The 22,483-nt window shown below is 67.2% G+C and carries 22 protein-coding genes; 16 read left to right on the top strand and 6 right to left on the bottom strand.

From position 1 onward, the window contains the following. Positions 1–5 precede the first annotated feature (5 nt). The gene (locus KHN96_RS13560; protein WP_045787533.1) at positions 6–416 is read right to left on the bottom strand and encodes a DoxX family protein; all 411 of its coding nucleotides are present in this window, start codon (positions 414–416) and stop codon (positions 6–8) included. 35 nt (positions 417–451) lie between these two features. Then, a complete protein-coding gene (locus KHN96_RS13555) occupies positions 452–1,336 on the bottom strand; it encodes a LysR family transcriptional regulator (protein WP_062737882.1) in 885 nt (294 codons plus the stop codon). A 106-nt stretch (positions 1,337–1,442) separates the two neighbouring features. On the opposite strand from KHN96_RS13555, the gene KHN96_RS13550 reads away from it, so the two are divergent. From KHN96_RS13550 to dapA, 4 genes are all read left to right on the top strand, one after another. Further along, complete coding sequence (locus KHN96_RS13550) at positions 1,443–3,071, top strand: gamma-glutamyltransferase family protein (RefSeq protein ID WP_062737883.1); 1,629 nt, start codon at positions 1,443–1,445, stop codon at positions 3,069–3,071. Positions 3,072–3,173: 102 nt separating this feature from the next. After that, a complete protein-coding gene (locus tag KHN96_RS13545; RefSeq protein WP_062737884.1) occupies positions 3,174–4,490 on the top strand; it encodes an MFS transporter in 1,317 nt (438 codons plus the stop codon). A gap of 127 nt (positions 4,491–4,617) precedes the next feature. Next, a complete protein-coding gene (locus tag KHN96_RS13540) occupies positions 4,618–4,965 on the top strand; it encodes a hypothetical protein (protein WP_062737885.1) in 348 nt (115 codons plus the stop codon). A gap of 8 nt (positions 4,966–4,973) precedes the next feature. Beyond that, complete coding sequence (dapA, locus tag KHN96_RS13535; RefSeq protein ID WP_115044071.1) at positions 4,974–5,915, top strand: 4-hydroxy-tetrahydrodipicolinate synthase; 942 nt, start codon at positions 4,974–4,976, stop codon at positions 5,913–5,915. Here dapA and KHN96_RS13530 read toward each other — a convergent pair. Then, on the bottom strand, positions 5,864–6,439 hold the full coding sequence (locus KHN96_RS13530; RefSeq protein ID WP_045787539.1) for a hypothetical protein: 576 nt from the start codon (positions 6,437–6,439) through the stop codon (positions 5,864–5,866). The two genes, dapA and KHN96_RS13530, sit on opposite strands and share 52 nt — an antisense overlap. A gap of 308 nt (positions 6,440–6,747) precedes the next feature. Between KHN96_RS13530 and ypfJ the strand changes: the two genes are divergently transcribed. Beyond that, a complete protein-coding gene (ypfJ, locus tag KHN96_RS13525) occupies positions 6,748–7,629 on the top strand; it encodes a KPN_02809 family neutral zinc metallopeptidase (RefSeq protein ID WP_045787540.1) in 882 nt (293 codons plus the stop codon). Positions 7,630–7,916: 287 nt separating this feature from the next. Here the strand turns inward: ypfJ and KHN96_RS13520 are convergent, their stop codons facing one another. Continuing rightward, a complete protein-coding gene (locus KHN96_RS13520; protein ID WP_045787541.1) occupies positions 7,917–8,663 on the bottom strand; it encodes an SDR family oxidoreductase in 747 nt (248 codons plus the stop codon). 136 nt (positions 8,664–8,799) lie between these two features. Here KHN96_RS13520 and KHN96_RS13515 point away from each other — a divergent pair, with 136 nt between their 5' ends. From KHN96_RS13515 to KHN96_RS13500, 4 genes are all read left to right on the top strand, one after another. After that, positions 8,800–10,275, top strand: coding sequence for a DNA-3-methyladenine glycosylase 2 family protein (locus KHN96_RS13515; protein ID WP_062737886.1), 1,476 nt, complete (start codon positions 8,800–8,802; stop codon positions 10,273–10,275). Positions 10,276–10,279: 4 nt separating this feature from the next. Beyond that, positions 10,280–10,828 (top strand): methylated-DNA--[protein]-cysteine S-methyltransferase, encoded by a 549-nt coding sequence (locus KHN96_RS13510; RefSeq protein WP_062737887.1) that lies wholly within the window; start codon positions 10,280–10,282, stop codon positions 10,826–10,828. Positions 10,829–10,890: 62 nt separating this feature from the next. After that, positions 10,891–11,823 (top strand): DMT family transporter, encoded by a 933-nt coding sequence (locus tag KHN96_RS13505; RefSeq protein ID WP_045787544.1) that lies wholly within the window; start codon positions 10,891–10,893, stop codon positions 11,821–11,823. 488 nt (positions 11,824–12,311) lie between these two features. Next, positions 12,312–13,622, top strand: coding sequence for a HipA N-terminal domain-containing protein (locus KHN96_RS13500; RefSeq protein ID WP_102080067.1), 1,311 nt, complete (start codon positions 12,312–12,314; stop codon positions 13,620–13,622). A gap of 10 nt (positions 13,623–13,632) precedes the next feature. Here the strand turns inward: KHN96_RS13500 and KHN96_RS13495 are convergent, their stop codons facing one another. Further along, on the bottom strand, positions 13,633–13,902 hold the full coding sequence (locus KHN96_RS13495; protein WP_045787546.1) for a hypothetical protein: 270 nt from the start codon (positions 13,900–13,902) through the stop codon (positions 13,633–13,635). Positions 13,903–14,155: 253 nt separating this feature from the next. On the opposite strand from KHN96_RS13495, the gene KHN96_RS13490 reads away from it, so the two are divergent. Together KHN96_RS13490 and KHN96_RS13485 are read left to right on the top strand one after the other, a co-directional pair. Continuing rightward, positions 14,156–15,535: a M20 family metallopeptidase gene (locus tag KHN96_RS13490; protein ID WP_045787547.1), complete on the top strand. Its 1,380-nt coding sequence runs from the start codon at positions 14,156–14,158 to the stop codon at positions 15,533–15,535. Positions 15,536–15,597: 62 nt separating this feature from the next. Next, complete coding sequence (locus tag KHN96_RS13485) at positions 15,598–16,404, top strand: transporter substrate-binding domain-containing protein (protein WP_045787548.1); 807 nt, start codon at positions 15,598–15,600, stop codon at positions 16,402–16,404. A gap of 172 nt (positions 16,405–16,576) precedes the next feature. On the opposite strand, the gene KHN96_RS13480 is transcribed toward KHN96_RS13485, so the two are convergent. Further along, positions 16,577–17,383, bottom strand: coding sequence for a hypothetical protein (locus KHN96_RS13480; RefSeq protein ID WP_045787549.1), 807 nt, complete (start codon positions 17,381–17,383; stop codon positions 16,577–16,579). Positions 17,384–17,791: 408 nt separating this feature from the next. On the opposite strand from KHN96_RS13480, the gene KHN96_RS13475 reads away from it, so the two are divergent. The 5 genes from KHN96_RS13475 to KHN96_RS13455 all read left to right on the top strand — a co-directional run bounded on the left by KHN96_RS13475 (position 17,792) and on the right by KHN96_RS13455 (position 22,477). Continuing rightward, positions 17,792–18,070, top strand: a complete 279-nt coding sequence (locus tag KHN96_RS13475) for a hypothetical protein (RefSeq protein WP_062737889.1) — start codon at positions 17,792–17,794, stop codon at positions 18,068–18,070. A gap of 245 nt (positions 18,071–18,315) precedes the next feature. Continuing rightward, entirely contained in the window at positions 18,316–19,524 is a 1,209-nt protein-coding gene (locus KHN96_RS13470) for an HD-GYP domain-containing protein (RefSeq protein WP_062737890.1), read from the top strand. Then, positions 19,506–21,053 (top strand): ABC transporter permease/substrate-binding protein, encoded by a 1,548-nt coding sequence (locus tag KHN96_RS13465; RefSeq protein ID WP_062737891.1) that lies wholly within the window; start codon positions 19,506–19,508, stop codon positions 21,051–21,053. Before KHN96_RS13470 ends, KHN96_RS13465 begins: the two co-directional genes overlap by 19 nt. A gap of 65 nt (positions 21,054–21,118) precedes the next feature. After that, complete coding sequence (locus KHN96_RS13460; protein WP_045787553.1) at positions 21,119–21,886, top strand: sulfite exporter TauE/SafE family protein; 768 nt, start codon at positions 21,119–21,121, stop codon at positions 21,884–21,886. Between the two features lie 153 nt (positions 21,887–22,039). After that, a complete protein-coding gene (locus KHN96_RS13455; RefSeq protein WP_045787554.1) occupies positions 22,040–22,477 on the top strand; it encodes a hypothetical protein in 438 nt (145 codons plus the stop codon). Positions 22,478–22,483: the final 6 nt, after the last annotated feature.

Raw genomic sequence — 22,483 nt, 5'->3', positions numbered from 1 at the left:
GCCCGCTACGATGTCTGCACCGCGTACTTGCCCGGCCCCACGGCGGCCAGCAGGAACAAGCCGCCCATGATCGTCAGGTTCTTGTAGAACTGGATCTTGTTGGCCGCCTGCGCCGCGCCTTCCATGCTCCAGTAATGGTGGCCAATCAGCGACGTGCCGAGCACGAACAGCGCCATCAGCAAGGCCAGCGGCCGCGTCCAGAAACCGATCAGCAGGCAGATCCCCACGCCCAACTCCATGATGACGGCAATGGCGGCGGCCACCGCCGGTACGGGCGCGCCCGTGCTTGCCATGTAGCCGACCGTGCCCTGGAAGCCGGTGAGCTTGGCCCATCCGGACATCACGAACAGCACCATCATGAGGATGCGGGCGAGCAGCATCAGCTCGTTTCGCCAACGTTCGATGAACGCGTCCATTTCTGGCCTCCGGGGCGCATTTTGGTGATTGCAGTCTAGGCGCTCGATTTGCCAAGTGTGGTTTCGAGCGCATCGAGTACCGCTTGGATCACACCGTGCCGCACGTGCTCCTTGCGCTCGATCATGCCGACAGTGCGCACGGGGGTCTGCGGCGGCATGGGCAGCACGCGCAGGGCGGGATCGCTCTCCCAACTGGCGCGGCGCAGGCGCGGCACCAGCGTCACCCCAACCTGCTGGCGCACCAGCTCAACGATCGCCTCGATCGAATTGACCTCGATGAACTCGTTGACCGCCATGTGCGTCTTGCGCAAGGCACGGTCGATGAGGGCGCCCGTGCGCACCGCGCGGTCAAAGCGCAGGAACGGGTGCGTACGCAACACCTCCTCGGCACGGCCGCCCGTATGGCGCCCGGCCACGACGACCAGCGGCTCGGTGTAGAGCGGGTGCCACGCGAGGTTGGCCGGCAGCCGCTCCAGATGCTCCACCACCAGCGCGCCATCGAGTTCCCCCGCCTCCACCTGCTCGGCCAGTTCGCCCGATTTGCCGGTGATGAGCTTCACGTCGAGCGCCTTGTGCACCTGCTTGAGGCCCGCCACCGCATGCGCCAACGACCCCATGACCGACACCACCGCGCCGATCGCCACGGCGCCGGCAAGCTCGGTCTGCGGCTCGTCGCCGATGCGCATGGCGTCGTACAGCGCCAGCAGATGTTCGGCCTGCGGCAGGAGCGCCCGCCCGCGCGCATTGAGCGTGACGGTGCGGCCCGAGCGGTCGAACAGGTCGCGGCGCAACTCGGCCTCGAGCGCACGCATCTGCAGGCTCACGGCGGCCTGCGTGAGCGCCACGCGCTCGGCAGCGGCGGCAAACGAGCCATGGCGCGCCACTGCGACGAAGGTGCGGAGAAAGCGGATCGTACTCACCGACGGAATCTCAAGATTTTCTTAAGCAACATCAAATGAATTTTAACTTTATTAAATCCAGCGCGAGGCAAATAATCGGCGTTCAACTCCATCCCGCTTGAGCACCATGTCCCACCGCTTCGACTGGCAGAACCCCTACCCGACCGTGCGCATTCCGCTGTTTGCGCGCAACGTTGTGTCCACGTCGCACCCGCTGGCCGCGCAGGCTGGGCTGCGCATGCTGCTCGCGGGCGGCAGCGCCGTGGATGCGGCCATCGCCGCAGCGGCCATGCTGACCGTGGTCGAGCCCGTCTCGTGCGGCCTCGGCAGCGATGCATTCGCAATCCTGTGGGACGGCAAGGAACTGCACGGCCTGAACGCCTCCGGCACCGCGCCGCAGGCTTGGAACCTCGATTACTTCCGCAAGAAATACGGCGAAGACGCCAACGGCAACCCCAAGCGCCCCACGCGCGGCTGGGACGCGGTAACCGTGCCCGGCGCCATCTCCGCGTGGGCTGCGTTGCACGAGCGCTTCGGCAAGCTGCCGTTTGCCGACGTGCTGGAACCTGCCGCCGAGATTGCCGAGCGCGGCCACACCATCGCGCCCATCGTCGCGCACAAATGGGCGGCGGCCATTCCCGAGCTGCACAACCAGCCCGGCTACGCCCAGGCCTTCATGCCGCACGGCCGCGCGCCGGAAGTGGGCGAAAAATTCAAACTGCCCGACGCAGCCGCCACGCTGCGCCGCCTCGGCCAGACCAATGGCCGCGATTTCTACGAAGGGGAACTCGCCGAGCGCATCGCCGCCTACTCGCGCGAATGCGGCGGCGCCATGACTGCACAGGACCTGCGCGACTATCGTCCCGAATGGGTCAAGCCGATCACCAAGCGCTACCGCGGCTACGACCTGCACGAGATCCCGCCGAACGGCCAGGGCATCGCCGCGCTCATCGCGCTGGGCATTCTCGATCGCTTCGATCTTGGCGCCCTGCCGGTCGACTCCGCCGATTCGCAGCATCTGCAGATTGAAGCGATGAAGCTGGCGTTTGCCGATCTCTACCAATACGTGGCCGACCCGCGCTCGATGGAAGTCACGCCAGAGCAGATGCTCGACGACGCGTACCTCGATGCACGCGCCAAGCTCATCGACATGGGCCGCGCGCAGATGCCGACCTTCGGCATGCCGCGCGCCGGCGGCACGGTGTACCTGACGGCCGCCGACGAGAGCGGCATGATGGTCTCGTTCATCCAGTCCAACTACATGGGCTTCGGTTCCGGCGTGGTGGTGCCCGGCACCGGCATCAGCCTGCAGAACCGCGGCTTCGGTTTTTCGATGGACGCGCGTTCGGCCAACGTGGTGGAAGGCGGCAAGCGACCATTCCACACCATCATTCCAGCGTTCCTGACCAAGGATGGCCAGCCGCAGATGAGCTTCGGCGTGATGGGCGGCGACATGCAGCCGCAAGGCCACCTGCAGACGCTCGTTCGCATGCTCGATTACAAGCAGCAGCCGCAGGCCGCGTGCGACGCGCCGCGCTGGAAGGTCAACCGCGATTTCACGCTGGACGTGGAAGGCACGATGAACGCCAAGACCGTCGCTGCACTGGAAGCGCGCGGCCACAAGCTCGAATCGGTGGCCGATCCGTACATGGATTTCGGCTCCGGCCAGTTCATCTGGCGCCTGTCGGACGACGCCGATCACGGCTACGTGGCCGCCAGCGACAGCCGCCGCGACGGCCACGCGGTGGGCTTTTAAGAAAGCTCCGCCGCACCAGCGCGCTGACCCGTGGGACCGGGCGGGCAACGCGCTGCAGTTCCCATAAAAACGATCCCGGCCGGCACCAAAGGAACCCTCATCATGACCGCCCCCTCTGCGGCAGGCACTGCTGCACCTGCTCGGCACGCAACAACGACTGCAGCGCACGCACGCCGCATCGTCATTTCGTCGTCGATCGGCAATGCGCTGGAGTGGTACGACTTTCTCGTCTACGGCTTCTTTGCGTCGGTCATCGGCAAGCTGTTCTTTCCGGCCGATGACGAATGGGTCTCGCTGCTGTTTGCAGTGGGCAGCTTTGGCGTGTCGTTCATCACGCGGCCGGTGGGCGCCATCGTGCTGGGCATGTATGCCGACAGAAAGGGGCGCAAGGCGGCGCTCACGTTGTCGATCCTGCTGATGATCGTCGGCACGCTGGCGATTGCCGTGATGCCGGGCTATCAGCAGATCGGTATCGTCGCGCCCATCACGATCCTGCTCGCACGTTTGGTGCAGGGCTTTGCGGTGGGCGGTGAATTCGGCAGCGCGACCGCCTTCATGGTCGAGCACAGCACGCGCGGGCGCGGCTACTACGCCAGCTGGCAATTCGCCAGCCAGGGCATTGCCACCATTCTGGCGGCCGGGCTCGGGGCGCTGCTCACCGCGTCGCTCACGCCGGCCGATCTGGAAGGCTGGGGCTGGCGGTTGCCGTTCGTCTTCGGCTTGCTGGTCGGCCCGGTGGGTTTCTACATCCGCCGCCATCTGGATGAGACGCCCGAGTTCGTCGCCGAGCAGAAGAAGACGACCGTCGATCCGCAAGCGTCGTTCAAAGCGCAGTGGACGAACCTGCTGCTGGCGGTGGGCGTGGTGGCGCAGTCCACCGTGTCGGTGTACGTGCTCCAGCTCTACATGCCGACGTATGCCGTCAAGCAACTGCATCTGCCGGCCGCACAGTCGTTCGCGGTGGTGGTACTCAATGGCGGGCTGCAGTTTCTGCTCTCGCCGGTGATGGGCGCGCTGTCGGATCGCATTGGCCGCATCCGCATCATGCTCAGCACGTCGGTGCTGATGATCCTGCTGATCTACCCGATGTTTGCGCTGTTGCGCGCGTACCCGACCATCGGTGCGCTGCTGGCGCTGCAAGCTGTGTCGGGCATCTTCAAGGCCGCGTATTCGGGCCCGATGCCGGCGCTGATGTCGGAGATCTTCCCCACGCGCGTGCGCTCGACCGGGCTGTCGCTCGGCTACAGCCTCGGCGTGACGCTGTTTGGCGGGTTCGCGCCGTTCATCGTCACATGGCTGATCCACACGACGGGCGATACGCTGGCACCGAGCTACTACGTGCTGACGGCCGCTGCGGTGAGCGGCATCTCGCTGACGATCATCGCGCTGCGTCGTTGCAAGGCAGTGGACGCTGCCTGAGCATTTACGCTTTCTTTACGCAGCGTCACGCCCCTTTTTCACGCTTTTTACGAGCGATTCGATACGGTGTCGTCATGTTCAACGACATGGCGACGCGGGCCGTCGCCAACTCATCATGGCGCGATCGATGCTCCTGTCTTCGCTGATTCCGCAATTGCTGCCGCCCTCGCCGGCGACGGTGCCTCGGGCGGCGGCGCTGCCGGCACGCCAATATGTGTGCCTGCGCGTGACGGTGCCCGGCGATGCACCGCACGCGGTTCGGCGGCAGCTGCATGCGCTGCTTGGCGACACGCTTGGGCTGTACATCGTCCGGCATGACGCTCGCCGCAAGGCAGTCACGGTCGACCTCGAACTGCCGCATGCGGATGTCGACGCGGTAGTGGGCGCGCTGCTGCGTGGCCTGCCCCGCGCCACACTGGGCCGCATCACGCCGCTGAGCACGTCCCACAAACGCGCGCATGCGCTGCTGCATTGAGGCGCGCCATGTTTTCGGGAATCTGGATTCCGCTGGTCACGCCGTTCCACCATGGCCAGGTCGACACCGCTGCCCTGCGGCGGCTGGTGCGCCATTACCAGGGCGCGGGCGTGTCGGGCTTCGTTGCGCTGGGCACGACCGGTGAAGCCGCGCTGCTCTCTCAGATCGAGCGCTACACCGTGCTGGAGGCCATCGCCTACGCTTGCGCCGACCGCACGCCTTTTCTGATCGGCGTAGGCGCGGCGGACACGCGCGAGGTGTGCGCGCAGATCCGTCATTACGAGCGCTGGAACAGCGCGGGCTACCTTGTTCCGCCGCCGTATTACGTGTGTCCATCGCAAGCCGGGGTGCACTGGCATTACACACAGGTGGCCGCCAGCACGGCGCGGCCCGTGGTGCTGTACAACGTGCCCAAGCGCACGGGCGTGTCGATCGCGCCTGCCACCGCACTGGCGCTGGCAGAGACCGCCAACATCGTCGCCATCAAGGAATGCGTGGCCGAGCAATTTGCCCAGATCGAAGGCGGGCCGCTCGCTGTCCTGAGCGGCGATGACGGCGCGCTCCTCGACTGCCTCGCACATGGCGGCACCGGAGGCATCCTGGCGGGCGCCCACCTGCGCCCGGATCTGTTCGTGGCGTTGGTCGCGCACCATCGCGCAGGCCGCGTCGACGAAGCACGGCGCCTCGCCAGCGCGCTTGCGCCCTTGGCCGAGCTGCTGTTTGCCGAGCCGAACCCGGCGCCCGTCAAGGCGCTGCTGTCGGAGGCGGGCCACATTGCTGCCGATACGCGCGCGCCCCTCCTGCCGGTGTCGGAACCGCTGCGGCGCCGCCTGCGCGCAGCGGTGCACGGGCTCGACCACATCGGCGGCGGCGCGGGCTTCGACTTGCGAAAGGCCCCTCAGGCGCCCTTGTACCAAGACGCGTCGAACGGTGCCCCGCGATGCATGTAGCGCGTGCCGCGATGGTGTCGGCGCGCCTTGGCCGGTGCCGGGGCGTCCGGCTCGTCGATGGTCTCGCGCTCGGCCACGGTGCGCGCGCGGGGCTGCTGGACCTGCGAATAGATCCGCTGCTCCATCCGGTCACGTGCAGCCGCCACGCGGTCGGGCGACGCGGGCGCCTCGGCCGCAGGCGGCGCCTCCACCGGCGTCGAAGCATTGGCCGGAGTGGCGGCCACGGCCACGCTCATCGCGTTGCCCGCCTGGGCCGCCGTGGGCGTGTGGCTGGCGAGACTCTTCACCCAGGGCGCGTGGTACATCCCCACGTAGATCGCGCCCGTGACTGCGATGAACGCAGCCGCGACGCTGCCGAACGCGCCATCAAACACCGCGGCGGAAACGCGCCCCCAGAAGGGCTTGCGCTCGGCATCGGTCTGCTCCACGTCCGACACCTCGGTGGGGTCGACGTGCGTGGCGGCCAGATGCGACGGATCCGCGGCGTCCGGTGGCTGAGCAGTGATGGAAGCAGGCAAACGCATGGTGAACACTCGAAGTCATGGATCGGCAACCTCATCTGCGCCGATCGTGATTCGGAAACCGCCGTGTGTCGGCAACATGACAGGGCCGGCGGGCGATGAGCAGCTTTGCATAGCAAGTTTCCTGCCGGACTTTGTGCGTTGCCGCAATCGTCTGCAAACCCTTGTTCCACCGGGAAAAACGTCCGGGAACAGACGATTGGGCCGCCCAACGGAATGTCCGTGCGCGCATACAGCGGGTAGACTTTGCAAAGTTTACCGGGTGTGACACCGGAACCTGCCACCGACCCCTAGCCCTCAAGGAGAACAACGTGCGTTGGGATGACATGCGCGAGAGCAACAACGTCGAGGACGAGCGCGCGTCCTCGGGGGGCGGCTTTGGCGGCGGCGGTATCCGCTTGGGCATCGGTGGCATCGCGGTGGTGGCCATCGTCGGTCTGCTGATGGGGAAGAACCCGCTTGAGATTCTCGGCATGGTGATGCAGGTGTCGCAGAATGCACCGGTGCAATCCGCGCCGGGCCCCGCGCGGCCCACCGGCGAAACCGACAACGACCGCAGCAAGGCGCTGGTCAGCCACGTGCTCGGCGATACCGAAGACACCTGGTCGCAACTCTTCAAGCAGGCCGGGCGCGCGTATCAGCCGCCCAAGCTGGTGCTGTTCCGCCAGGGCATCCGGTCGGGTTGCGGAGACGCCACGTCGGCGGTCGGCCCGTTCTATTGCCCGGCGGATACGAAGGTGTACCTCGATCTCGGCTTCTTCGATGAACTCCGCCGCCGCTTCGGCGCCCCCGGCGACTTTGCCGCCGCCTACGTGGTCGCGCACGAAGTCGGACACCACGTGCAGAACCTGCTCGGCGTGTCGGAGAAGGTCAGCCGCGCGCAGGCGGGCAAGCCGGAGCGCGTCGCCAATGCGCTGTCGGTCAAGCTCGAACTGCAGGCCGACTGCCTGGCCGGTGTGTGGGGCCACTACGCGCAGCAGCGTGGCCTGCTCGAGCGCGGCGATCTGGAGCAGGCGCTCACCGCGGCGCACGCCATCGGCGACGACACGCTCCAGCGCAACGCGGGCCGCAGCGTCACGCCCGATGCGTTCACGCACGGCACGTCCGAGCAGCGCATGCACTGGTTCCGCCAGGGCTTCGATGGCGGCGACCTCCGCCAGTGCGACACATTCCGCACTGGCGCGGACGCCTGAGCGCAGACGAGGCGGGCATGCTGTCACGCATGCCCTGCAACGCGCTTTCCCGTCGCGCGATTCGCCCCCGGAAAAAAAAGGCGCGCCCTCCTGGAAGACACGCCCACCGGCGATCCGCAGTCGCCGTCCGTACAACGGCCGACTGAACGTTGTACAGATGCAGGGACGCCGCATTCGCCCATGCCGGGCGGCTGCAACGTCATGCTGCGATCGTAGAAACGCACACCGGGCGCCGCATCCACAAATTGGGGGATGACACCACCAAGTGCGCTGGGGGAAAAACCGGCTCAGCGACCGCCGCTGCAATCGAGCAGCGCGCCCGTCACGTACGACGCGGCATCGGAGAGCAGCCAGACGATCGTTTCCGCGACCTCCTCCGGCGTGCCGGGCCGGCCGATCGGCGTCGTGGCACCCAGGCGCCGCGCCCGATCGGGCTGGCCGCCGGAGGCGTGGATGTCGGTCTCGATCAGGCCGGGGCGCACGGCGTTGACGCGCACGCCGTCGCGGGCCAGCTCGCGCGCCAGGCCCAGCGTCATGGTGTCGACGGCGCCCTTGGATGCAGCGTAATCCACGTACTCGTGCGGCGAGCCCAGCCGCGACGCCGCCGACGACACGTTCACCACCGACCCGCCCACGCCGCCGCGCGAAGTCGACAGGCGCCGCGCCGCCTCGCGCGCCACCAGGAAGGCGCCCAGCACGTTCGTCTCGAACATCGTGCGCAGGCGATGCGTGGTCATGTCGGCCACGTCCTGCGCCTCGGCGACGATGCCGGCGTTGTTCACCACGCCATGCAGCGCGCCAAACCGCCCGGCCGCCGCTTCGAACAGCGCGATCACGTCTTCGTCGCTCGACACGTCGCCCTGCACGGCCAGCGCCTGCGCGCCGGCCTGCTCGATGAGGCCCACCGTCTCTTCGGCCGCCGCCCGGTTGCCGCGGTATTGCAACGCGACCGACCAGCCGCGTTGTGCGCAAAGTACCGCCGTGGCGCGGCCGATGCCGCGGCTGCCGCCGGTAATGACGATGGTCTTCGACATGCCGATCTCCGATGTGTTGTTGTGCTGGCATTGTGCCGGCCCCCCGGCATTTCGGCACCCAGGGAGATGTCCGAATCCGGCGAACCCCCTCCCCGTGACAGGGCTAGACTAGGTGCCAGTTCACCCCATCACCGCCATGCACCTCGACCACAACGCCTGCTACCACGCCGTGCGATCGCGCGACCGGCGCTTCGACGGCTGGTTCTTCGTGGGTGTGACGTCGACCGGCGTATATTGCCGGCCCGTCTGCGCGGTGCGCACGCCGCAACAGAAGAACTGCCGCTTCTTCGCCACGGCCGCCGCCGCCGAGCGCGCGGGCTTTCGCCCGTGCCTGCGCTGCCGGCCGGAACTGGCGCCCGGGCACAGCCTGGCCGAGATGTCGTCGGACCTGGCGCGCGCGGCGGCCCGCATGATCGACGAAGGCTTTCTGCAGGAACACGACCTCGCCGCACTGGCCGCCGCGGTGGGCGTGACGGATCGACACCTGCGCCGCATCTTCCGCGCCGAGTTCGACGTGTCGCCCATCGACTATGCGCAGACGCAGCGCCTGCTGCTGGCCAAGCGGCTGCTGACGGACACCGCCCTGCCGGTCGGCGAAGTGGCCTTTGCGGCGGGCTTTGGCAGCGTGCGGCGGCTGAACAGCGGTTTCACCGAACAGTACGGATTTGCGCCGACCCGCTTGCGGGCCCGCGCGGCCGCTGCGCGCTCGGAAGACGGGCCGACGCTCATGCTCGGCTACCGGCCGCCGTTTGCGTGGCATGCGCTGCTGGCCTTCCTGGGCGCACGCGCCGTCGAGGGCGTGGAGCAGGTCGACGCCGACAGCTATGCCCGTACCATCACCGTGGACTACGCCGGCATGCGCCACACCGGCTGGCTGCATGCGCGCAATGTGCCGCAGCGTCACGCGGTGGCGCTCACGCTGTCGCCGAGCCTGCTGCACGCGATACCGCCCGTGCTGGCCCGCGTGCGGCGCCTGTTCGACCTCGACTGCCGGCCCGACCTGGTCGATGGGCATCTGGGTGCGCTCGCTGCCGGCACGCCAGGGCTGCGCGTGCCTGGTGCCGTGGACGGCTTCGAGATCGCCGTGCGCGCCATCGCCGGGCAGGTCGTTTCGTTGGCGCAAGCGCGGCGCATGCTCGGGCGGCTGACGGCCGCCTATGGCACACCGCTCGCGCAGCCCCGCGAAGGCGTGTCGACGGTGTTTCCGTCTGCGGCAACGCTGGCGCAAGTCGCGCCGCAGGCGCTGTCCACGCAGACCGGTCTGCAGGCGAGTCGCGCCGCTGCCGTGGTGCAGCTCGCGCGCGCCATCGACGCCGGCGACTTGCGCCTGGAGCCGCTGGTGCCGCTCGCCCCGACGCTGGCCGCACTGCAGGCGCTGCCCGGTGTCGGCGAATGGACGGCGCAATACGTTGCCATGCGGGCACTGGGCTGGCCCAACGCGTTTCCGCTGGGCGATTACGTGCTTCGCAAGCGCCTGGCCGATGCCCATGGCGCCTTGCCCACGCGCCGCGCCATGGTCGAACGCGCAGAACCGTGGGCGCCGTGGCGCGCCTATGCCGCCATGCACCTCTGGCACCGCGAGGACACCCTCGCCGAGACCGCTCCGGGTTGAATCCATGTACCGCCATACCTTCCGCTGTCCGCTCGGCGACCTGCTGCTGATTGCCACCGACACGCACCTGACCGGCGCGTTCTTCCCCGGCCAGAAGACGATTCCCGCGCACGCCGGTCGCATGCACGACGGCGCCGATGTGCCGATCGTGCGCGAGGCGCGGGCGCAGTTCGTGGCTTACTTCGCGGGCCGGCTGCGTGCGTTCGATCTGCCGATGGCGCCCGAAGGCACGCCGTTCCAGCAGGCGGTATGGCGGCAGCTGTGCGACATCGCCTTCGGCGATCGCACGACCTACGGCCAGATCACGGCGCGTCTTGGCGTGCCGCGCGAACATGCGCGCGCGGTCGGTACCGCAGTGGGCCGCAACCCGATCTCGATCGCCATCCCGTGCCATCGCGTGGTGGGTGCCGACGGCGCGCTCACGGGCTATGCCGGCGGCCTGCCGCGCAAGGCGGCGCTGCTGCGGCTCGAAGGCCATCCGGCGCAGGTCGGCGAACGCCTGCCCGTGCCCGCCGATGCCCGCCAGGGCGCGCTGGCATTCGCGCCTGCATGAAAAGCGAATCGAGCGGACAATGCACACCGCCCTTCACACAACACAACCATAACGAGACCCTCATGCGCCGCTCCGATGTGCTGGAACTGCTCACGCTCGCCGCCCTGTGGGGCGGTTCCTTTCTGTTCATGCGTGTGGCGGCACCGCCGTTCGGGCCGGTTCCCCTGATCGCGCTGCGCGTGACCATTGCCTCGTGCTTCCTGCTGCCGGTGCTGACATGGCGCGGCGGGCTGGGGGCGCTGCGCGCGCACTGGCCGCACATGCTGGCCGTGGGCGTGCTCAACTCGGCCATTCCGTTCTCGCTGTTCGCCTATGCCGAACTCACGCTGACGGCGGGCTTCACCTCGGTGCTGAACGCCGCCGCGCCGCTGTTCGCGGCCATCGTCGCGTTTGCGTGGCTGGGCGAGCGGATGTCGTCGCTGCGGATGCTGGGGCTCGCCATCGGGTTCGTCGGCGTGATCGTGCTGGTGGGCGGCTCCTCGGTCATCGATGCCAAGGAGGGCGGCATGGCGGTGGCGGCGGCGCTGTCGGCCACGGTGCTCTACGGCGTGGCCAGCAGCTACACCAAGCGTTTCCTGACGGGCGTGCCCGCCCTTGCGGTGGCCACCGGGAGCCAACTGGGCGCCACCATCGTGCTGGCCCCGCTCGCCTACTGGCTATGGCCTGCGCAAACGCCCACCGGCAGCGTGTGGCTGCATGTGATCGGGCTGGGCATCGCCTGCACGGGCGTCGCGTACATCCTGTTCTTCCGCCTGGTTGCGCATGTGGGCCCGACGCGCGCCGTGTCGGTCACCTTCCTGATCCCGGTGTTCGGCGTGCTGTGGGGCATCCTGTTCCTCGGCGAGCAGTTGACGCTGAACATGGTGATCGGCTGCGCCGTCATCCTGCTGGGCACGTCGCTGTCCACGGGCGTGCTGTCCTTTGGCAAACAGGCGAAGCCGAACGGCACGGAATCGGCCGACGCCAAGGACCATCTGCTGCGCTCGGGCCGCTGAGCGCGGCCCGGCCGCCGCTGGCCGCGCCGGCGGCACCGGGCCCTATGCCGGAATACGCTGATTTGTCGGCAACGCCGGAGATTTCAAATCCAAGGCGCCTATTAAGACATCCAATCGCCCGATTGCAAACTGAATGGTGAATCGCATTGCAATAAATACCGCACGCACAGGCACATGCTGAAAAATCTGCAAACGGCCTCATTGGCTGCGGTGGCGCGTCGACTTAAGGCCTTTAAACGTAGAACCAAGCGCCAAAGACATCGCCGGCATCGCACGCGATATTAACGATCCGATAATCGCCGTTCAGTAATCTGCATCACTAAAACCGGATTTCGCAGCGATTAACCGGATTTTCTGCGTTATGCTCGGCCACGGTCGATAAGGGGCGCGCAAGGGAATGGTGCCAGGCATTGCATTCCCGCTTGCCGGCGGATTGTCCGCTGCACGGGCCGACCACGCACGCTCCATCAAACACGTTGGATACGCGCATGCTGGACGTCTACCTGAACAAGCACCTGATCGGTCAACTGTCGTGCGGCCGCAGCGGTTGGGCGTTCGAATACGATGCTCGCTGGCAGGCTTCTGCGCAGGGCTTCGACTTGAGCCCGCACCTGCGCCGCAGCGCCGGCACGATCGCCGATACGGCAAAAGCGCAGCCGGTGCGCCACTTCTTTGAATACCTGCTGCCTGCACCCGCACGCGAAGCGCCCAAGGCCGCGGCTGCGGCGCTCGATCATTTTGCGCAGGCAGCACCGCATCTCGACGGCCCGTTGACGGTCGTGCCCGTCGGAGCCAAGCCTTCTCATGGCCACGCCGATGGGCTTTCGGAGCGCGACGTGGTTTTGCAGTTCCGGCAGACCATCGGCCGGCCGCAGCGCGCCACCTCCCTGCGCGTGGCGGAAACGCGTGCGCGCTACGGCAGCGACGTCGAGCGCGAGGCCGAAGCGATCCGCCTGCCGTTCCTCGCCTCGAACGGACTGCCGGTCTCGATGTGGCTCGGCCGGTTTTCGGCACCGGCCAATGCTGCGCAGTCGAGCCACTTCGTCCGGCTCGATCTTGGCGAAGGCGCCCCCTTGCCCTATGCGACCATCAATCACTGCTGGGCCACGCTGCTCGGGCGCAGCATCGGGCTGGAAACGCCGTTCATCGGCCTGCGACAGTTTCCGGAAACCGCCGCCGTGGTGCAGCGGCTCGATCGCACCCTGCGCTGCAAGAGCGACGATACGGCGCTCGTCCAGGCGCGCTATGTGGTGTCGGCGGTGCAGCTGCTGGGCCTTTCGCCGGAGCATCGGTTCTTGCCGATCACGGTGGAGCAGGTGTCTCAATGCGCGCGCCTGTGCGCCGACCCGGTAGCGGCCACGGCATCGCTGTTCCGCTGGATGGTGTTCTGCCTGCTGATCGGCGGACGCAACGCTTCGGCCGGCACGCTGCATTTCCATATCGGCGCCGACGGCATCCGGCTGGCCGCGCACGATCACCTCTTTTGTGCCGCCGTCTATGCGAACGAGTGGGATGCCCAGACGCTGTCACCCACGGCACAAGCCCGTTACGACGCCATCGATCAGGACGCCCTGCTAGCGCTGGCCGACCACCTCGGCTACGACGCCAGCCAGGCACGCCGCGAACTGTTGCGCCTGATCAGCATGCTGGCACCGCAGTCGTCGTTCGTCGCGACGCATCTGTCGCAGGCGCTGGGCCATTCGCCGACACGGGCCGCGGAGGTCGACTTCCTCGCGCGCATCCATCGCCACGTTTCGGAAACGGCCCGGCGGCTGGGCGGGAAGGCCGCCGAAGTCTGAAGCGCCCACGCTAGAGCGCCGCGAGACTCACCGAGCCATAGTGCGGATACCCGTGCGCGGCCAGGGTATCCATGGCCTCGGCTTCGGCCCGTGCAAAGGCCAGGGCCAGGGCATCCGGCCCGCGGCTGCCGCTGGCAAACGCCTGATACGCCGCGAATGCCTCGCGCGGCGACACACCGGTGTGCTGCAGCACGCGCTGGGCGGCCTCCAGCGCCGCGCCAATCGCTGAATCGGCTGGCGGGGCATCGCTAAACGAGAGCTGCAGGCACATCGGCGTCATTCCGTTTGCGATTTCCAGTAGACCGCACACCCGAGCCAGTCTAGGCAAGCCCGCGGCCGGTGCCAACCTGCGCCGCTTCAGAATCCGCATCGATGACGGCGGAGCTGAATCCGATTGACGTCCGTGTTGGGCGACAAACGCCCTGGTCTATCCGGGCTGCCCCGGGGTGCGCACGGCTGCACGCAATTGCATAATCAGGACGTTTGACGAAGCAACGATATTGCATCAAACCCGTGCCACGCAAGGAGACCCCATGACCCTTCGCTCGACCCGCTTCAAGCGCACCGCGCTCGCCTGGCTGATTGCCGGGGTTGCGCTTCCCGCCTTCGCTCAAACCCCGTCCGCCGCGCCAGCCGCGGGCGGCATCGACGTCGCGCAGATCAAGCCGGCCGTCGACGCAGCGGTCAATGCCGAATACGGCCAGCTCGATGCGCTCTACAAGGACATCCACGCGCATCCGGAACTGGCCTTCCAGGAAACGCGCACCGCCGCCAAGCTGGCCGAGCAGATGCGCAAGATCGGCTTTGACGTGACGGAGCACGTCGGCAGGACGGGCGTGGTGGCGGTGTACCGCAACGGGACCGGCCCGACGATCCTGGTGCGTACCGAACTCGACGCGCTGCCGATGGAAGAGAAGACCGGCCTGCCCTATGCCAGCCACGTGCGGACGAAATGGAAGGGGGAGGACGTGGGCGTCGCACATAGCTGCGGGCACGATCTGCACATGGCATCGTGGGTCGGTACGGCCAAGACGCTGGTGTCGCTGAAGGACCGCTGGCACGGCACGCTGGTGTTCGTGGCCCAGCCGGCGGAAGAAACCGTATCGGGCGCGCAGAGCATGATCGACGACGGCTTCTTCAAGCGCTTCCCGAAACCTGACTATGCGTTTGCGCTGCATACGGGCCCGGGGCCGTATGGTTCGATCGTGTTCAACAGCGGCCCCGTCACGTCCAACTCCGACGGGCTGGAGATCACCTTCAAGGGCCGCGGCGGCCACGGCTCCGCGCCCGACAAGACGATCGACCCGGTGATGATGGCCGCGCGCTTCGTGGTCGACCTGCAAAGCGTGATCAGCCGCGAGAAGGATCCGCAGGAATTCGGTGTGGTCAGCATCGGCGCCATCCAGGGCGGCAGCGCCGAGAACATCATCCCCGACAGCGTGCTGCTGCGTGGCACGATCCGTTCGTACAAGCCGGCCGTGCGTCAGAAGATGCTCGACGGCATCCGCCGCACCGCCAAGGCCGTCACGGAGATGTCCGGCGCGCCCGAAGCCGACATCAAGATCACTGAGGGCGGCAAGGCCGTCAACAACGACCCGGCCGTGGTCGCGCGCACCGAGGCGATGTTCAAGACCGCCTTCGGCAACGACCGCGTGCTGCGCGTGCCGCCCATCACGGCCAGCGAAGATTTCTCGGCGTTTGTTGACGCGGGCATCCCGTCGATGTTCTTCTTCATCGGCGTAAATGATCCGCAGACGTTCCTTGCGTCGCTCAAACCGGGCGCCAAGCCGCTGCCGACCAATCATTCGCCACTGTTCGCGCCGGTGCCCGAGCCGTCCATCAAGACGGGCGTGACGGCGATGTCGCTGGCCGTGCTCAACGCGCTGCAGTGGAACAAGACGTCCGGCCAGTAAGCCGGCATTGAGGGGGCGCGGCGCCGCGGCGTCGCGCTTTTTTGTTGCACAGGAGGAGTCTCATGTTGAACCGCTTCATCCGCACGGGCGCCCTGCTGTTCTGCGCCGCCCTGGCCGCACCTGCCGTGGCCCACACCCAGACCAATCGCCTCGACGAGATCATCGCGCGCGGCACACTGCGCGTCGGCACCACTGGCGACTACAAGCCCTTCAGCTACAAGAACCCGGCAGACGGCCGCTTCATCGGCCTGGACGTGGAGATGGGCGAAAGCCTGGCCAAGGCGCTGGGCGTGAAGCTGGAAGTCGTGCCGACCACGTGGTCCACGCTGATGCAGGACTTTGCGGCGGACCGTTATGACATCGCCATGAGCGGGGTGTCTGTCACGCTCGATCGGCAGAAGAAGGCGTTCTATTCGATTCCGTATCAGCGCGATGGCAAGACGCCGATCACCCGCTGCGAGAACCAGGCGAAGTTCCAGACGCTGGCGCAGATCGACCAGCCGAACGTGCGCGCCATCGTCAACCCGGGCGGCACCAACGAGAAGTTTGCACGCGCGAACCTGAAGCAGGCGCAGATCCGGGTGTATCCGGACAACGTGACGATCTTCAACGAGATCGTGGCAGGCCGCGCCGACCTGATGATGACCGACGCGGTCGAAACCAAGCTGCAGCAGAAGCTGCATCCGGAACTGTGCGCGGTGCACCCGGAGGCGCCGTTCGATTTCTCGGAGAAGGCCTACCTGCTGCCGCGCGACGTCGTGTTCAAGAACTTCGTCGACCAGTGGCTACGCCAGACGATCGAGAGCGGCGAATTTGCCAAGCGCTTCGATGCGTGGCTCGCGTATCCGTGGACCGCGGCCGCCAGGTAAGCGCGGCTAAGACAGGGCGGTGCGCGGCAGCCGCGCCTTCGCGGCAAGGGCCCGCATGCAAAAGCACCGCGGCCCTGGCCGGCAACCGGGCCACGAGAGCGAAAAATCGCGAGGATGTGCGCATCCGCACGCGGCGTGGCACGCAGCACGGGCTCGCCACGCGTCCACGCTGTCAGTGCAGGCGCGTCCGATCGCCGTGCTGCAACGCGAGCGCGTCGCGCAGCAGCGCATCGGTCATGTCGCGGCCCAGCAGCGCCGGGTCGAAGCGCGCCGAGAACCGCGTGGAGCACGATTCCACCTGCAGCACCACCTGGCCGGGCGGCAGCAGTTCGATGTCGACGTGGATATCCTCGTCGCCTTCGGTAAAGGAATGCAGCAGCGTGAGCGCACGATAGCCGTCAGCGCGTTCCACGGCGGCTTCCGTCCACGCCGGCGCCAGTAGCGCACAGTTGACCAGCGCTTCCGGTTCGTCCGGCCGATACAGGTGCAGCCCCATCATGGTCGAAGCGGCGCCGGCCACATTCGCCCACTCGGCTGCCGGAATCAGATCGCCCAGCAGGCGGACATCGTCCACGGCGGCATCGCTCTGTACAAACGCTGCGCCGAGGAAGAACGCGGTTTCATCGCGAAAGCCGCCTGCCACGGTGTTGCGCCACAGGCGATGACTGGACCTGGCGCCCAGCGCCACCTGCGACAGCACCTTGGCCGCGCGTGCGCCGTCCGCGCCGGACCACTGCTCCACCGCGCCGTGCGAGAACAGGCGGTCCGCCATGACGAGGCCCACGCCCTGCGGCAACGCGCGCGCTTCCAGCCACTTGCCCAGCACATGCACACCGCTGAACGGCATGTCCGGGCGCCCGATCGCGTGCGCGCGCACGCGGCCGTTTTCCGGCACGTGAAACGGCAGCGCAAACAGTCTCGCCTGGTAGGCGACGCCGTCGATTTCGAAACGGGCAATGGAACCGGAGGTAATGGACATGGGACCTTCCTGACTGCAGTGGGCGCGAAACGTCGCCCGTACCTGCATCAACGACCATCCGCCCGGAAGGTTTAGCGGCAAACCGCCCCACCGTGGGGAGGGGAATCCCCATGTGTGAAATGCAATGCAACAAAGCGGGGCGTGTGCGCCGGGAATTTTCGTACTGCCGCGTAGTCAGACTTCCGCATTAAGGGTTATCCCGCATCGCATATTTGTGTGTCAAATCAATGACTTAGACGCAGATGCAGGTGCCTGGAGCAGCACAATTGTTCTTGTTTTTTGAACAAAGAGTTTAAGAGAACTGCTTTTTTCCTGTTCGAGCAACGACTAAGCTTATGCCATCGCGTTACCGCACTGCAGCAAACCTGCTCGTGCGCAAGCGCTTCCCCCCAGACTGTGGAGCTCATCATGAAGACCAAGAACCTGATCCTCGCCTCGCTGATCGCTGTTGCCGCCGTTCCCGCCTTTGCTGCCGGCGTGCAAAGCCAAGACCCGTACACCAACGGCCAGGCCGTCACCAAGGCCGACCCGTACACCGACGGCGCCCGCGTGAGCAAGGCTGATCCGTACACGGACGGTGCTCTGCGCAAGGCCGACCCCTACACCGACGGCCAACTGCGCAAGGCCGATCCGTACACCGATGGCGCCCTGGTCGGCAAGGCTGACCCGTTCACCGACGGCCAATAAGCGGTTCGTCCTGACGTCTCTCCCTCCCCGATGCCGCGCGCCCGAGTGGGCGCCGGTACCGGCTTACCGAAGCGGCCTTCTGGCCGCTTTTTTTTTGAGGCCTCCGCCCGCGGGCTTCTATATGGCAAGTCCGGATTTCCCCCCTCCCAAGCCCGGTGACGCACGTCCGATAACAGTGGTGTATTCCATTGGCAGGCGGCGTTCCTTTGCGCGAACCGCCCTGTCTCGACGCTCGACACCACTCTATGCGCAAGCGCATTGCCATCGAAGACCTGCGGGTTGGCATGTACCTCGACGAATTCGTCGGCTCGTGGCTCGACCACCCGTTCTGGCGAGCGCGCTTTCGCGTGGAAGACGCCGCCCAGCTGCAACGCCTGCGCACCAGCGGCGTGCGGGAGGTCTGGATCGACACCGCCCGCGGCACCGATGTGGCAGCCGCACGTGCCGTGCCCACGGCAATGGCGCCGCCCACCCCGCCGGCAACACTGGCAGGCGCCACCATCGCACCCCGCGCGATCACGCGCGCAGAGGAAATGCGCCACGCGGCCCGCCTCATCAGCAAGGCTGAAGCGGCCGTGCAGGCGATGTTTGCCGACGCGCGCATGGGCCGCACAGTCGAAGCGCGCGACGCATTGCCGCTGGTGGAAGCGATTTCAAGCTCGGTCGACCGCCACCCCGGCGCCCTCACGAGCCTGGTGCGCCTGAAGACCAAGGACCGCTATACCTTCTTGCACTCCGTGGCGGTTTGCGCGCTCATGGTGGCGCTCGGCCGGCAGCTCGGGCTGTCCGATGACGAGGTACGCGACGCGGGGCTGGCGGGCTTGCTGCATGACATCGGCAAGATTGCCATTCCGCCCGAGGTGCTGAACAAGCCGGGGGCGCTCACGGCAGAAGAATTCCGCAGCGTGACCACGCACCCGCAAGCCGGCTACGACATCCTCGTCGGCGACAGCAACATGTGCGAGGTTGCCCTCGACGTCTGCCTGCACCATCACGAACGCATGGACGGGACGGGCTACCCGCACAAGCTGGCCGGGGACGGCATCTCGCTGTTCGCGCGCATGGGAGCGATCTGCGATGTGTATGACGCGATCACGTCGGACCGCCCGTACAAGAAAGCCTGGGGGGCCGCCTACGCGGTGCAGCGCATGGTCGAATGGCGCGGCAACCATTTCGACCCGGTGGTCTTCAACGCCTTCGTGAAAAGCGTGGGCATCTACCCGGTGGGCTCGCTGGTGCGGCTGCGCTCGGGGCGGCTGGCGGTGGTCATGCAGCATGCGCCCGGCGCGTTGCTCACGCCCACGGTCAAGGTATTCTTCTCCATATCGTCGGGTACGCGGATTGCGCCCGAGGTGATCGACCTGGCGCAGACAGGCGACCAGATTGTCTCAAGAGAAGAACCCCGGGACTGGGGCCTGACCGACCTCGACGCACTTTGGATGCACGGCGACTGATCCGTAGTTTGCGCTTCCGGCGCTGCCTCATGTGGATGGCGTGGCTGGCGCTGAGCACATCTGCATTGGCGCAGGAGCCGCTGCGCATCGGTTCCAAACGCTTTACCGAGTCGTACGTGCTGGGGGAAATCCTCTCGCAGACGGCCGCCCCGCATGGCCCTGCCCAACACGTGCCGGGCCTCGGCAACACCGCCATCGTCTTCGCCGCGCTCAAGAACGGCAGCATCGACGTCTACCCCGATTACCTCGGCACCATCGCCGCTGAAGTCCTGCATCTGCCGGCTGCGCAAGCCGCCAATCCGGATCAGGCTGCGCTGCTGGCCGACGTCAATCGTGCGCTTGCACCGTTGGGGCTCGCCGCCGGCGTGCCGCTGGGCTTTGAAGACACCTACGCGCTGGCCATGCGCGAGGCCGACGCCGAACGCGCACACATCCGCACGTTGGCCGATCTGGCCACGCACCCGGCGCTGCGCCTTGGCTTGTCGCATGAATTCCTCGGCCGCGCGGACGGCTGGCCGGCGATCGCCGCACATTACAAGCTGCCGCAGCGTCCGACTGGCCTCGATCACGGCGTCGCTTACGACACGCTGCGCGCCAGCCAGGTCGACGTGATCGACATCTACTCGACCGACGCCAGGATCCGCGGCGAACAGTTGCGCGTGCTCGACGATCCCGCGCACATTTTCCCGCGCTACGACGCCGTGCTGCTCTATCGCGCCGACGTTGCGCGACGGCACGCTGCGCAATGGCAGGCGATTGGCGCGCTGGCCCGCCGCATCCAGCGCGACGACATGATTGCCATGAACGCGGCGGTAGAGCTCGAGGGCAAGTCGTTCTCGCAAGTCGCGCGGCAGTTTCTGGCCGGCCATGGCGATGTACCTGCGGCCACACCCACACGAGGGTTCTTCACGCAGCTGACCGATGACCTGTGGCGCCTCACCCAGCGCCACCTGGCGCTGGTGGGCATTTCCACGGGCGTGGCCGTCCTGCTTGGCGTGCCGCTCGGGCTCATGGCGGCGCGGCGGCCGATCAAGCAGCCGATCCTGGCCATGGTGGGCGTGCTGCAGACAATTCCGTCGCTGGCGCTGCTGGCGATGCTGATCCCGGTCGTCGGGTCGATCGGCGTGGTGCCGGCGCTGATTACGTTGGCCGTGTACGCGCTGCTGCCGATCGTGCGCAACACCATCGTCGGACTGGAGCAGGTGCCCGCAGGCCTGCGCGATGCCGCCCTGGCGCTGGGCTTCACGCCATCCCAGCGCACGCGCGTGGTCGATCTGCCGCTGGCGCTGCCCGTCATCCTGGCGGGCGTCAAGACAGCGGCCGTCATCAGCGTGGGCACGGCGACCATCGCTGCGTTCATCGGCGCTGGCGGCTACGGCGAGCGCATCGCCACCGGGCTCGCCGTGAACGACAGCGCAACGCTGCTGGCAGGCGCCATCCCCGCCGCAGTGCTGGCACTGGCGGTGCAAGGCGCGTTCGAACTCGCCGAATGGGGGTTGCGGCGGCACGGCGACACCCCACTCCGGTAACAAGCGCGGGCGCGGGCGTTCCATTACCATGCGGCCTGACCTCAGCCGCGCCGGACCTCTCGCCCATGACCACGCTTTCGTTTTCCACCGCCCTGCTCGTCGCGGCGGCCGGCGTCTATGCCGGCGCGCAGAATGCGCTGGCCGGCGGTGGGTCGTTCATCACGTTTCCCGCGCTGCTGCTGGCGGGGCTCAACCCGCTGGCGGCCAACATGACGTCGACGATTGCGCTGTTCCCGAGCCAGATCACCTCATCGATTGCCGGACGCAAGCTGGCCGGCGGCGTCGATGCCGGCGCGCATCATCTCTCGCTCAAGCAACTCATCGTCATCAGCCTGATCGGCGGCGTGCTCGGCGCGCTGTTGCTGCTGGCGACACCGCCGTCGTTCTTCGCCAAGCTGGTGCCCTACCTGGTGCTGTTTGCGACGACCGTGTTTGCGTGGGGCAGCTTCCGCCGCAAGCCGTTGCACGCGACGGCGGGCATGTCGACCACGACGCTGGCGGCCATCCAGTTTGCGATTGCGATCTACGGCGGCTACTTCGGCGGCGGCATCGGCTTTCTCATGCTGGCGGCGCTCACCGTGGCGGGCCAGCAAGTGCGCACGGCGGGCGCTACCAAGAACGTGCTTGCCATGACGATGAATGCATCCGCGGTGGCGGTGTTTGCGTTCTCGCCGCGGGTCGACTGGGCGGCGGTGTTGGCGCTCGCCATTGGCGGCATCGCGGGCGGTTTTGCCGGGGCGTGGCTGCTGCACCGGCTGCCCGAAAAGGTGCTGCGCGGCTTTGTGGTTGTCGTGGGGGCGGTCCTGACGGTCTGGCTGTTCGTACGGGCCTGAGCCGCCGATCGGCGTTGTCTGACACCGGGTTCAGCCAAAGCCCTACTGCCCACCGGTTTGCCGCTTTTCTATTGTGACGTTCGGGGCCCCCGTGAATGGCACGCTGCGTGCGTGTCGTTGAGTCCGCCCCGTTTCACAACAAGGAGAACGAGCATGCAAGCACGCAAGATGTCGAGCCTGGCCGCGGCCATCGTCGTGGCCACCTGCGCGTGGATCGGCGCGGCGCCCGCGCAGGCCCAGCAGAAAGATCACAGCGCTGTCACCGGCGTCGACAGCCCGATGGAAGGCCCGCGCACGCAGATGCAGCGCAACGCCGACGCCGCCGAGAACCCCGGCTATCACAACAAGGCCATGTCCGGCGCGCAGCCCCAGGCCACGCCCGGCACCCTGAGGCAGAAGGTCCACCGTGCGCATGTGAAGACCGACAAGTGGGTCGACAAGCACGTCACGCACCGCCACGGCAAGGCGACGGCCGAATCGTCGTCGGACCGCGCGTTCTGGTCGCGCCGTGCCAACCAGTGCGATTCGCTCGTCGGCGAAGCGCAGCGCGTCTGCCGTGAGCGGCAGCCGGAAGCGGTCAACGGCCGATAACGCCCG

Source organism: Ralstonia mannitolilytica, assembly GCF_905397375.1.
In the GTDB taxonomy this organism is placed as follows: domain Bacteria; phylum Pseudomonadota; class Gammaproteobacteria; order Burkholderiales; family Burkholderiaceae; genus Ralstonia; species Ralstonia mannitolilytica.
The sequence above is the reverse complement of the archived record's forward strand: the minus strand, read 5'-3'. Positions and strand labels throughout refer to the sequence as shown.

What these genes read in the sequence shown, in the direction of transcription:
- KHN96_RS13505 (WP_045787544.1), top strand. Translation starts at nt 10,891, where the DNA reads ATGCGCCGCTCCGATGTGCTGGAACTGCTCACGCTCGCCGCCCTGTGG.
- KHN96_RS13520 (WP_045787541.1), bottom strand. Translation starts at nt 8,663, where the DNA reads ATGTCGAAGACCATCGTCATTACCGGCGGCAGCCGCGGCATCGGCCGC.
- KHN96_RS13495 (WP_045787546.1), bottom strand. Translation starts at nt 13,902, where the DNA reads ATGACGCCGATGTGCCTGCAGCTCTCGTTTAGCGATGCCCCGCCAGCC.
- KHN96_RS13470 (WP_062737890.1), top strand. Translation starts at nt 18,316, where the DNA reads ATGCGCAAGCGCATTGCCATCGAAGACCTGCGGGTTGGCATGTACCTC.
- KHN96_RS13500 (WP_102080067.1), top strand. Translation starts at nt 12,312, where the DNA reads ATGCTGGACGTCTACCTGAACAAGCACCTGATCGGTCAACTGTCGTGC.
- KHN96_RS13455 (WP_045787554.1), top strand. Translation starts at nt 22,040, where the DNA reads ATGCAAGCACGCAAGATGTCGAGCCTGGCCGCGGCCATCGTCGTGGCC.
- KHN96_RS13460 (WP_045787553.1), top strand. Translation starts at nt 21,119, where the DNA reads ATGACCACGCTTTCGTTTTCCACCGCCCTGCTCGTCGCGGCGGCCGGC.
- KHN96_RS13510 (WP_062737887.1), top strand. Translation starts at nt 10,280, where the DNA reads ATGTACCGCCATACCTTCCGCTGTCCGCTCGGCGACCTGCTGCTGATT.
- KHN96_RS13485 (WP_045787548.1), top strand. Translation starts at nt 15,598, where the DNA reads ATGTTGAACCGCTTCATCCGCACGGGCGCCCTGCTGTTCTGCGCCGCC.
- KHN96_RS13490 (WP_045787547.1), top strand. Translation starts at nt 14,156, where the DNA reads ATGACCCTTCGCTCGACCCGCTTCAAGCGCACCGCGCTCGCCTGGCTG.
- KHN96_RS13530 (WP_045787539.1), bottom strand. Translation starts at nt 6,439, where the DNA reads ATGCGTTTGCCTGCTTCCATCACTGCTCAGCCACCGGACGCCGCGGAT.
- KHN96_RS13515 (WP_062737886.1), top strand. Translation starts at nt 8,800, where the DNA reads ATGCACCTCGACCACAACGCCTGCTACCACGCCGTGCGATCGCGCGAC.
- KHN96_RS13475 (WP_062737889.1), top strand. Translation starts at nt 17,792, where the DNA reads ATGAAGACCAAGAACCTGATCCTCGCCTCGCTGATCGCTGTTGCCGCC.
- KHN96_RS13560 (WP_045787533.1), bottom strand. Translation starts at nt 416, where the DNA reads ATGGACGCGTTCATCGAACGTTGGCGAAACGAGCTGATGCTGCTCGCC.
- KHN96_RS13550 (WP_062737883.1), top strand. Translation starts at nt 1,443, where the DNA reads ATGTCCCACCGCTTCGACTGGCAGAACCCCTACCCGACCGTGCGCATT.
- KHN96_RS13545 (WP_062737884.1), top strand. Translation starts at nt 3,174, where the DNA reads ATGACCGCCCCCTCTGCGGCAGGCACTGCTGCACCTGCTCGGCACGCA.
- KHN96_RS13480 (WP_045787549.1), bottom strand. Translation starts at nt 17,383, where the DNA reads ATGTCCATTACCTCCGGTTCCATTGCCCGTTTCGAAATCGACGGCGTC.
- KHN96_RS13540 (WP_062737885.1), top strand. Translation starts at nt 4,618, where the DNA reads ATGCTCCTGTCTTCGCTGATTCCGCAATTGCTGCCGCCCTCGCCGGCG.
- dapA (WP_115044071.1), top strand. Translation starts at nt 4,974, where the DNA reads ATGTTTTCGGGAATCTGGATTCCGCTGGTCACGCCGTTCCACCATGGC.